The organism is Winogradskyella sp. (assembly GCF_013213975.1).
Taxonomy (GTDB): domain Bacteria; phylum Bacteroidota; class Bacteroidia; order Flavobacteriales; family Flavobacteriaceae; genus Winogradskyella.
In genome coordinates this window covers 1-11,291 of sequence record NZ_JABSST010000090.1, presented here as the reverse complement: position 1 = coordinate 11,291, position 11,291 = coordinate 1, and the positions used below count along the sequence as shown (strand labels likewise).

The window sequence follows — 11,291 nt, the reverse complement described above, 5'->3', positions numbered from 1 at the left end:
CACCATTGATAATCGTGGTACCAATCGAAATTATCTTTCATAGTGCTGTCTTTCTCTAAATTTATGAAGTCCAGATATAGCAGGGCTAAAGGTGATGAATTATTAGAGTTTGCTAGACCAAATTCCAAATTGTGATTATTTGCAAGCTTTTAAAAGGTTAATATTCGCTGGAACTGCATACTTGAATAATATTACAGCCACAAACAAATCATCTTCACCGTTAGTATTATACATAAAAAAAGCTATCTGAATGAGATAAGATAGCTTCTTTTGCCGCAATGTTTCTTTTTAGGGACTTAACAGTTTACTTTATGTTTCATTGCCTAAGGAATAAAACAAATGTTATGCCAAAATTTCAAGAGTTATTGGAATTCTATTTAACTGTATTCTTTTACCTTTCCTTCGACCCCATCATAAAATGACTTCATAAAATCAAAATCTTCTTCCATATTATCCGTTGGATAAAATGGTTCCGAAATTTTATTTTGCTTGTTTTTAAAATCTAAGGAAAACATTATTATTGGAACCTTAGCCGTTTTAGCAATAAAATAAAACCCGGTTTTCCATTTATCTACTTTTTTACGTGTACCTTCAGGTGCTAATGCCAATCTAAACTCACCTTCTTTCTCAAATAGCTTAGCGATTTCATCTACCTTATTTTGACCAGATGTACGATCAATTGGTCGCCCACCAATAGCTCTAAAATAATACCCTAAAGGCCATGTGAAGAGTTCCTTTTTACCAATGAAATTCACTTTTATATTAACTATTTTTCTTAGCAACACACCAATGTAGAAATCATGCCAGCTGGTGTGTGGCACCGCAATAATTACAACTTTCTTTACAGTATCCTTTGAGAAATTTGTATTTCCAACAACCTTCCAACCTAATATTTTGAAGTAAACAAATCTAGCTAACCAGCGCATTTTACATTCTTTTGTAAAGTGTCATTAACTTATCTCTACTAATTTTTGATTGCCAGTTTTTACCGAGTGCATTCTCCCATAATGGTTCTAAACTCCATGCCACGTCTATCATCTTATCAATCTCGGCGTCATCAAGATCTTCACAAATACCTCTAGGTAGTTCAATACCGTGTTTTTCCTTCATATTTTTGAACATAGCCACTCCTTCTGAGTAGTATTCTTCTAATTGATCAAAAACAATACAATTACCTATGCCGTGCTTTATACCTAACAAGTAACTCAATCCATAACTTAAAGCATGTGCCACACCAACTTGTGAATAGGCAATACTCATCCCACCATGCCATGACGCCATCATGAGTTTATTCTGAGCTTCTTTTTCATTTAAGTCATCTCCCAAAAATATATCTTGACATAATTCAAAGGCCTTCTCACCATAACTTTGGCTAAACGCATTTAAATACGTACCATTAAGAGATTCTACGCAATGAACAAAACAGTCCATTCCTGTATAAAACCATTGGTCTCTAGGCACATTCTTAGTTAGTTCTGGATCTAGAATAACCTGATCAAAAGGTGTATAATCACTATTAATTCCTAATTTACGTTCTGGGCCTGTTAAGATTGTTGTTCTTGAAACCTCTGCACCAGTACCTGATATTGTTGGAATACCTACATGATAAATAGCTGGATTCTTAATTAAATCCCACCCTTGGTAATCTTTGGACTCTCCCTTATTTGTAAGCATTAAGGAAACAGCCTTTGCGATATCCATGACAATACCACCACCAATACCTATAATACCTGAAGGTAATTCACTATACTCAAGAATTATGTCTTCAACATATTTGTCTATTTGAGAGGTCTTGGGCTCTTCTGTGGTTGGAACGTAAATTATTTTATCCCTGTAGGACAACATTATCCTTGAAGTTAACCAATGATTGCCTTTAAAAACATCATCAACATAATATATGAATGGTGCATTACGTCCTTTTCGTTTAGGAGCCAAAATTTCATCTAATTGACTGAAACTTCCACGCCCAAAAACGACTCTTGAGACCATCGGATAATTCTTATATGTCATGTACAATTTTAATCTTTAACAAAAATAAAATTTAACTTGGTATTATCTAGCTATTTAAATAAAATTGAAATTCTTCGGCAAACAATCCAACATGATAACCATCCACTAAGGCGTGATTTACATGTATAGAAACGTTCATTATCAACCTATTATCTCGCTTTTCAAATTTAGAAAACGCCAATTGAGGAATTGATTGTAATTTTCCAGATACAGGTTCCTTATGCCCTGTAAATGTAAACCATGGCAAAGCAGAACAATGAATACAGTCCTGACTATTTACAGGTGGATACAAATCATCAGAATTTAAAATCCTTTGTTTTTCTTTTTTGAACCTATTTAAAAAGATTTCCAAATCTCTATCGTATGCTATAAAAGAAAACCCATAGGTATGATCTGGCCTCGCTATAGTAGCAGATGCATGGATCACATTAAAATCAATGACTTGATCGTCGATAATTCGATATCTAAAATTATCTACTTTATTGATAGCTTTTAAACAATCGTGCAAATATCTCACAAAGAAACTAATGTTATTGTCCTTAGCATATTCATAGGCCATTGTAACATCAAATGGAATGGTTACACCAAAATACGGGTCTTTTAATCCAAGAAAATGAGTATAGAGCTTATGTCTATTCCAAGATGTAATGTTCACTTGCTTCATTGTAAAACATCCAAAATTTCAATTAAATGGTCAATAGTTTTATAGCTTTTTCCATGAGTCTGTTCCTTTGAAATATTTTCATGCTGCCAAGTCGTATGAAATGGTATGTGAATGGCAGAAGCACCAATATTTACCACTGGTAAAACATCAGACTTTAAAGAATTACCTATCATTAAAAATTCTGCTGGATTAATATCTAAATGCAACAACAGTTTTTCATAATTAGCCTCTTGTTTTTCGCTTAATACTTCGATATGATGAAAATATTGCAACAATCCTGATTTTTCTAATTTTCGTTCTTGATCAAGTAAATCTCCTTTGGTTGCTACAATTAATCGATAGTGTTTTGACAATGTAATTAAAACTTTTTCAACACCATCCAAAAGTTCTATTGGTTTATTAATCATGTCCTTTCCAATATTTAAAATTTTTGAAACAATGGAATTTGACACTTGACCGTTGGATACGTCTATTGCCAGTTCAACCATAGAAAGCACAAAACCTTTGACTCCATATCCATAAGTCGATAGATTTTTCATTTCCATTTTAAACAGCTCTTGATCTATTTTGTTTGGAGTTTCATAATGCGAAAGTAATCTACCAACGTCTTCTTCTGCCTCTCTAAAATAGGTTTCGATAACCCATAATGTATCGTCAGCATCAAAGCCGATAACTTTTATATTACTGTAATCTATTTCCACAAACGTTTCACCCTTTCTAAATCTTCAGGAGTATCAATTTCTACACCTTGAATTTGCGTTTCTACCATTTTAATTTTCTTCCCATACTCAAGATAACGAATGCACTCGATCTTTTCAGTTCCTTCAATAAATTGCATTGGTAAAATTGTAAAATCTAATAAGGCTTGCTTTCTAAAGGCGTAAATACCTTTATGCTTAAAGTAACGTGCACCTGCCTCTTTATCTCTTGGAAAAGGTATAGGGCTTCTTGAAAAATACAGTGCAAAATTATTCTGGTCTACAATAACCTTTACAGTATTTGGGTTCTTTATCTCATCCCAATCATTAATTTCTACCATTAAGGAGGCTAAATCAATCGTCTTATCTGCATCATCTTTAAAGACCTCAAGTACTTTTTCTAAACTCTCACGTTCGGTGAATGGCTCATCACCCTGAACATTCACCACAATATCACAATCAACTTCGGCAACAGCTTCTGCAATTCTATCACTACCAGACTCATGTTCTGTTTTACTCATAATAGCTTTACCACCATTTTCAACGATTTCATTAAAGATAATTTTGCTATCAGTTACTACATAAACCTCACTGAATAAGTTAGTGGCAAGCGTGGCTTCATAGGTGCGTAAAATCACCGATTTCCCAGCTAGATTTTGCATGAGTTTCCCTGGGAAACGAGAAGCACTGTAACGCGCAGGTATCATTGAAATGATTTTCATATCACTAATTTGAATAATGTCAAAAATAAAGTTTTAAGTTTTAAGTTATGTACTTTTCAATAAACATATCATCTTTAAAACCGATGAGATACAACTTGTGTTTTGCTCTAGTAACAGCTGTATATAGCCATCTAATATAATCGCGATCTATGCCGTTAGGAAGATAGGGCTGCTCAATAAAAATAGTATTCCATTGTCCTCCTTGAGACTTATGACATGTAATGGCATAAGAGAATTTAACCTGGAGCGCATTAAAATACTTGTTGTTTTTTACTCCTAAAAATCGTTTGTAATTGGACGATTCGTTGGCATAATCCTTGGCAACTTCTTGATATAAGCGATTAGATGATTCATAACTTAAAGATGCACTTTCTGCATTTATGGTATCCAACAGAAGCACTGTCTCAAAAGGTTGCATTCTAGGGTAATCCACCATTTTTACTTTGACTTCGGCAAATTTAAAACCGTACAGTTCCTTGATATTAAAAATCTCCAATACCTCAATGATATCGCCATTGGCAATAAATCCAGCTTCTGTTGTTGCTTTTATCCAAAAATAGTTGTTCTTAACTACCATTAAATAATCCCCAGCCGAGAGTTCACTTTCATTAAATAATATGCGCTCTCTAATCTGCTTGTTATAAAGATTTGCCCGTTTATTACTTCTAACAATTATAGCCGTTTCTTCATAACCTTCATTGCTGTAAGCATCATTAATTGCGTCCATAATCTCATGACCGTCTACAAGGCGTTGGATATCTTTAAAAGTATCCACATTGAATTTAAAGCTTTCAAAAATACCTGAATCCAGTACAGCTCTCAGCTCAGTTGCATTATCTAAAATTCCAGAGTTTTCTTCTTGCCTTACTACTTCATCCAACTCAATAGAAGAAACCGTTTTATTAAAATTGAGACTTAACTTATCTGCATCCAATGCAGGACTTAAATCGGATTTTACAGGCGGCAATTGGGCCTTGTCCCCAATTAATAAAAGCTTGCATTGATGTCCTGAATAGACATATTGCATCAAATCATCTAATAGTGAGCCATTTTCAAATAGTTTTGAATCTGATGGTACATCTGGAATCATAGAAGCTTCATCGACTATAAAAATGGTATTTCTATGTTTGTTAGGTTGCATTACAAATTTTACACCGCCACCCTTTTCTTTTTTAGGAAAGTAGATTTTCTTATGAATAGTAAAGGCCTCTTTTTTAGAATAGTTAGAAATAACTTTAGCGGCTCTTCCTGTTGGTGCTAAAAGCACTGCACTTTTTTTTGCTTGCCATAAGTTAGAAACTATAGTCCCTATAATACTTGTTTTACCGGTTCCTGCATATCCTTTAAGCAAGTATAGCGAATTTGAAGACTTATTAAATACGAACTCAGATAATTGCATTAACACAACATCTTGTTTGCGCGTAGGTGCAAAAGGAAATTTAGATTTTATGAGTGAATAAAAGGCCGAAGCGTTAGAAATCATTGGGTATAAAATTGATAGCAATATACCATTATTATAATTTGGCAAGTAGTGCTTTTTGATATTTTCAATTTTTTATTTAGATAGTTTTTACCAACAAAAAAAAATTGTAGATTTGCGATAGACCTAATTAATAAATTAAGAATATGATCCTTTACATTTTACTTGTTATTGTCTTAACGATTGGTATCGTTTGGTTAATCGATAAATTCGTTCCTAATAAGTTAAGACCAGTTATTAATCTTGTACTTTGGGCTATAATAATATTTTTAGGTTATATTACATTTATGTCGGTTTATGACGAGATTAAATTTAACAAACTAAAAGTTGAACGTTATAAAACAGTGATAGACCGTTTAGTGGATATTAGAGATTCTCAATTAGCATACAAAGAAGTTAATGGCGAATATGCGGGCGACTTCAATAAATTAATAAACTTCGTTGAGAATGGTCAAGTCCCAATTACCCAGCGTAGAGACACTCTGGTTTTAGATGAAGAAAGGACTAAGGCATTTGGTGGTGTTGAAACTATGAAAACCATCACTTTGATTGACACCCTAAGTTATTATACTGTAAAGGACTCTATTTTTAAAGGCGATACACGATATAAAACTATGGCTGATGTTGGTGTTGGTAAGCCAGGCGCTAAATTTAAATTAGAGGCTGGCAAGTTAGACGATATTCCAGTATTCGAGGCTAGTATAGATAAGGCAGTGGTTCTATTTGATCAGGATAAAAATCTTGTTAAGAAAGAAAAAGATGCCTTCTCCATCGCAGGTGTGAAAGGAGAGAGTGTGAAGATTGGATCAATGGAAGAAGTTAACACTAGCGGAAACTGGGGTAAAGATCTTTCAACTAAGGAGTAAATTTTGAAACATAATAACATTAAAGAATTGTCCATTCAAGTTAATTTGAATGGGCTTTCTTTTTGCATTTTAAATAGATCAAGCAATACTATTGAATCGCTCAATTATGTTCCTTTTGAAACAAGGCTTAATCCCTTTGATGCGCTAAATCGTTTAAAAACAGAATTAAGCACTAAAACTGTCTTTTCTGGTGAATTTAGAGACGTTATGATTCTGCATCAGAATGAATTATCTTCATTAGTACCGAAGGCCTTTTTTGATGAAAATAATAAAGCAGATTATCTAAAGTTTAATGCCAAGATTTTAAAGACCGACTATCTTACTCATGATGATCTTGTGTCAAATGACAGTTGTAATGTATATGTTCCGTATGTAAACTTTAATAATTATATTTTCGAGACTTTTGGTGAATTTGTGTTTAAGCATTCTTCAACTTTATTAATAGACACTTTACTTCAGCGAACTAGAGCCTCTGACGAAGCTGAAGTTATTGTCAATGTTAATAGAAATTTTATCGAAGTTGTGGTGATTGAAAATCAAAAACTACAGTTATTCAATACTTTTGAATATGCTACCAAAGAGGACTTCATATACTACATTCTTTTTGTTTATGAACAACTGCAATTAGATGTAGAATCAACAAAGATTAAGGTGCTTGGTATTATAGATCGTGGCGATGATTTATACACCATACTATACACTTACATTAGGCATGTAGAAATACTGCATTTACAATTTAATTACAAATTTGCAGATGCCATTAACACAGAACATCTGCACCATCATTATTTAATCTTAAATTCTTTTTAATGCGTATTATTTCAGGTATCCATAAAGGACGAAAAATACAAGCGCCAAAGAATTTGCCAGTGCGACCAACCACTGATATGGGTAAGGAAGCATTGTTCAATATCTTAAATAATCAGTTCTATTTTGATGAAATATCTGTACTAGATTTGTTCTCGGGTACTGGGAATATAAGTTATGAGTTTGCATCAAGAGGTACGGAAAAAATTCTTGCTATTGATGCACATTATGGTTGCGTTAAGTTCATTAACCAGATATCAGAAAAATTTGAAATGCCTATACAAGCCATTAAGAGTGATGTGTTCAAATTTCTAGATCAGACACATCAAAAGTTTGATCTCATTTTTTCTGATCCACCATACAACTTTGATATAGAGTTATTTCATAAAATTCCACAGGTTGTATTTCAGAATAATTTACTCGAAGATGGCGGCATGCTTATTATTGAGCATTCTAAGCATACAGATTTAAGCCCTATAGAATATTATGTTCAAACAAAATCTTATGGAGGAAATGCTTTCAGTTTTTTTGAGCGGGAGTTATAAAAATTGGTTATGAGTGTCTGCTAACATTTTGAGGAAATTACAGCTCGGGTTACTAATTCTATTAATGTAATCTTTACCATTAATTTTAAACCTTGTAAAGAAGAATGATGAAACATGCTTATTATGCAGCTTGATTATGTAAAGTTTAAATGACACCAAAGTATGAAGCCCTCTCAACCAAGCTCAGAAGCCCTTTATAAAGAATATAACGTTAAAAGCATTAACTGTACTTCAACAAATATTGAGGAAGCCCCATGTTATGCGTTATTCCTATTGAAAACATGACCGAATTAAACAAAAACCATACAACAGAGATGGTTGAAAAGGCTGGATAGCGTAAAATGGATATCGTGTTCAATAAATTTGATCAGTATTATAATATTTATCGTTCAGAAATAGTTAAGCTACAAAATATACACATACCTGAAGACTATAATTCGGCCAGCAAAATTCACTGAAGCCGCATTTCTTATACTATCCAACTAAAAATTCAGATGCCATTAAAGCAGCTATAACCAGTGTTAAAGAGATGTGACTGGGTTAAGAAACTAAAAACGGCTACGAGGTTTGTCATAGTGGTTTTGATAGTGATGGTATCTCGGAAAATGCCCATTGCCGAAGGGGGTGAAAAAATGATAAACTTCTAGGTAATGAAAAAGATGTAGTCTTTTGGTACGTAATTTAGCTGACGTCTAAGTATGATCAAGTTGACGCGTGTATACAAACAGACTTTAGCTATAATCAAAGGGAGCAGAAAACAAAAACCCTTTACAAAAAGCAAAGGGTTTTATTTAAGCAAATCTATAAGCCGAATTCTGTACTTATACTTTAGAAAGTATAGTCCTTATCATTTATCTGCGTTTACTGTTACCAGCAAACTTTAGCTGTCTACCCTCCAACAATCGAACGTGCAGCTCTCAAACGTTGGTATACATGACATTGCACCACATAGAGTTTACCTGATTTCACTACAGCATGACCTGTACATACTTTCTGTTGCACTTTTCCTAACCTTTCGGTTGGTGGTTATTAACCACTATATTGCACTATGGTGTTCGGACTTTCCTCAGAACATTAATTCTCTGCGATAAGGCAATCTACTTGGCATCAAAAGTACACAAATTGTTAATAACTCCTATTAAATTTTAAGCTTCTTAAAGTACTATTTAGAGGTTATTCTTAAATTTGTAATTCAGTCGTTTTTATGGAACATTTTGTAGTATCAGCGCGTAAATATAGACCTCAGACCTTCAAAGATGTTGTTGGTCAGCAGGCCATTACCAATACATTATTAAATGCCATAGAAAATAATCATTTAGCACAAGCATTATTATTTACAGGACCGCGTGGAGTTGGTAAAACAACATGTGCTCGAATTTTGGCTAAAATGATTAATAGTGACGGTACTACAAAAGAAGATGAAGATTTTGCGTTTAATATTTTTGAGCTTGATGCAGCTTCTAATAATTCGGTGGATGATATTAGAAATTTAACCGATCAGGTTAGAATTCCACCCCAAGTTGGGAAATACAAGGTGTATATTATTGATGAGGTGCATATGCTTTCTCAGGCTGCATTTAACGCTTTTCTAAAGACACTTGAAGAGCCACCAAAGCACTGTATTTTCATATTAGCTACCACTGAAAAGCATAAAATCATACCAACAATTCTATCACGTTGTCAAATTTTTGATTTTAAGCGCATAACAGTAACTGACGCTAAAGAATACCTTAAGTATATCTCAGAAGAACAAGGTATTACTGCAGAAGATGATGCTTTACACATTATTGCTCAAAAAGCTGATGGAGCAATGCGAGATGCACTTTCAATATTTGACCGTGTTGTTAGTTTCTCTGGAAAAATTTTAACACGTCAAGCAGTTACTGAGAACCTAAATGTTCTTGATTACGAGACCTATTTTGAGAGTACTGATCTTATTCTAGAAAACAAAATTCCTGAATTATTAGTACAATTCAATGCCATTCTTGCAAAAGGATTTGATGGCCATCATTATATCGCAGGTCTTGCTTCACATTTTAGGGATCTTATGGTTTGTAAAAACCAAGTAACAATTGAACTTCTTGAGGTTGGGGAGGAAACTAAACAAAAGTATTTAGAACAATGCCTTAAAACTTCCAATACATTTCTACTTAAGGGTATTGAACTCGCCAACGATTGCGATCTAAAATATAAGACCAGTAAAAATCAGCGTTTATTAGTTGAACTAACATTAATGCAACTTGCCTCTATCACCTTTGATGGAGAAAAAAAAAACAATAGGCATTTCATAATTCCACCTTCCTACTTCAAGGCAAAGGGTATAAATCCTGTACCAGTTGAACGTCCTAGACCAGTTGAAACGCCAGAGAAGATTGAAGAAACTAAGGAAAAGAAACTTACCGAAACAGAGGTTGTTGGAGTCGCAGAGCCAGTAACGATTCCAAAAATATCTATTGACAAAGCTAGGAAGTCAACATCAGGATTGTCTTTAAAGAGCATTCGCGAAAAGAAAGAACATCAAATAAGACAATTGGATGTTATCATAGATGAAGAAGATTTACCAAAAGAACCTGTAAACCAAGAAGACCTAACAGAAGCTTGGAATGCTTATGCACTGTCCATGAGTAAAAAGGGTGAAAAAATTCTTGCCTCCATACTTCAAATGGACAATCCTAAATTAGAGGGTACAACAATTCATTTAACATATTCTAATAATACCAATAAAATTGAATTAGAACGCGCCCAATATCCACTTTTAGCATATCTCAGAAAGACTCTCAGAAATTTTGATCTTAAATTAAACATTACCGTTAACGAAGAGGTTGCTAAGAAATATGCATTTACACCACAGGAGAAATATGAAAAGCTGAAAGAAAAAAATCCGAATATTGAATTACTTAAAAAAACATTTGGTTTAGATATTTAGTACTATGAGAAAATTACTTGGAATTTTTATTACTCTCATTATTGCATTTACAAGTTGCGAAGGTCGTACGACTCAGAGCCAGGCTTTGTTGGAGGACATTAAGGTATTTAAAGAATCTGTAGATATATCTATAGATATATTTGAACCAGAGACTTATCTAGAACGAGAGACGGATACTATTCTTAGTAACGGTTATCACATTAAGATTAAGACCTATGCAGACATGGACCATAGTGTTTTATTTACAAAGATTAAAGACACCGTAAATTATCAAACCTACTATAGGAATTTTAAGTTTGATATTTTGGTAGAAAAGGATGGTAAAACCATTTATAATAATCAGTTTGATAAACAAAAGATTAATAAACTCTTCAGATTTGACTCAGTTACAAAATCGAATATTGATGATTATGATTTTGATAAACTTGGCGTTTTAAAATCTGTACAATTAAAAGATAGTATGGAATCTTCTAAAGGTATTACAATTGAAGTACTTTATGCTATTCCGGAAACGGATCGCTATTCTTTGCATACAATCTTAATTGATATAAACGGAACTTTAGATATAACACG

At 33.4% G+C, this 11,291-nt stretch carries 11 protein-coding genes and 1 other RNA gene; 5 read left to right on the top strand and 7 right to left on the bottom strand.

The features are described from left to right. Window positions 1–377 precede the first annotated feature (377 nt). The 6 genes from HRU49_RS12580 to HRU49_RS12555 are packed head-to-tail and all read right to left on the bottom strand — an operon-like array spanning window position 378 to window position 5,577. Window positions 378–926, bottom strand: coding sequence for a 1-acyl-sn-glycerol-3-phosphate acyltransferase (locus tag HRU49_RS12580; protein ID WP_296357692.1), 549 nt, complete (start codon window positions 924–926; stop codon window positions 378–380). A 1-nt stretch (window position 927) separates the two neighbouring features. Then, window positions 928–2,010, bottom strand: coding sequence for an iron-containing alcohol dehydrogenase family protein (locus tag HRU49_RS12575; protein ID WP_296357690.1), 1,083 nt, complete (start codon window positions 2,008–2,010; stop codon window positions 928–930). Between the two features lie 46 nt (window positions 2,011–2,056). Further along, a complete protein-coding gene (locus HRU49_RS12570; RefSeq protein WP_296357688.1) occupies window positions 2,057–2,674 on the bottom strand; it encodes a CatA-like O-acetyltransferase in 618 nt (205 codons plus the stop codon). Beyond that, entirely contained in the window at window positions 2,671–3,375 is a 705-nt protein-coding gene (locus tag HRU49_RS12565; protein WP_296357686.1) for an HAD family hydrolase, read from the bottom strand. The genes HRU49_RS12570 and HRU49_RS12565 overlap by 4 nt, the downstream gene beginning before the upstream one ends. Then, entirely contained in the window at window positions 3,366–4,094 is a 729-nt protein-coding gene (gene kdsB / locus HRU49_RS12560) for a 3-deoxy-manno-octulosonate cytidylyltransferase (protein WP_296357684.1), read from the bottom strand. The genes HRU49_RS12565 and kdsB overlap by 10 nt, the downstream gene beginning before the upstream one ends. Window positions 4,095–4,134: 40 nt before the next feature. Further along, the gene (locus tag HRU49_RS12555) at window positions 4,135–5,577 is read right to left on the bottom strand and encodes an AAA family ATPase (protein WP_296357693.1); all 1,443 of its coding nucleotides are present in this window, start codon (window positions 5,575–5,577) and stop codon (window positions 4,135–4,137) included. 143 nt (window positions 5,578–5,720) lie between these two features. Between HRU49_RS12555 and HRU49_RS12550 the strand changes: the two genes are divergently transcribed. The 3 genes from HRU49_RS12550 to HRU49_RS12540 are packed head-to-tail and all read left to right on the top strand — an operon-like array spanning window position 5,721 to window position 7,792. Beyond that, window positions 5,721–6,440, top strand: coding sequence for a hypothetical protein (locus tag HRU49_RS12550; protein WP_296357683.1), 720 nt, complete (start codon window positions 5,721–5,723; stop codon window positions 6,438–6,440). 3 nt (window positions 6,441–6,443) lie between these two features. Then, on the top strand, window positions 6,444–7,250 hold the full coding sequence (locus tag HRU49_RS12545; protein WP_296357681.1) for a DUF3822 family protein: 807 nt from the start codon (window positions 6,444–6,446) through the stop codon (window positions 7,248–7,250). Continuing rightward, a complete protein-coding gene (locus HRU49_RS12540; RefSeq protein ID WP_296357679.1) occupies window positions 7,250–7,792 on the top strand; it encodes an RsmD family RNA methyltransferase in 543 nt (180 codons plus the stop codon). The genes HRU49_RS12545 and HRU49_RS12540 overlap by 1 nt, the downstream gene beginning before the upstream one ends. Window positions 7,793–8,580: 788 nt before the next feature. Here HRU49_RS12540 and rnpB read toward each other — a convergent pair. After that, an RNA gene (gene rnpB / locus HRU49_RS12535) (RNase P RNA component class A) lies at window positions 8,581–8,896 on the bottom strand. A 100-nt stretch (window positions 8,897–8,996) separates the two neighbouring features. Here rnpB and dnaX point away from each other — a divergent pair. Together dnaX and HRU49_RS12525 are read left to right on the top strand one after the other, a co-directional pair. After that, window positions 8,997–10,718: a DNA polymerase III subunit gamma/tau gene (gene dnaX / locus HRU49_RS12530; RefSeq protein ID WP_296357677.1), complete on the top strand. Its 1,722-nt coding sequence runs from the start codon at window positions 8,997–8,999 to the stop codon at window positions 10,716–10,718. 4 nt (window positions 10,719–10,722) lie between these two features. Then, window positions 10,723–11,291: hypothetical protein (locus HRU49_RS12525; RefSeq protein ID WP_296357675.1), on the top strand; the 569-nt coding region annotated here is incomplete at its 3' end.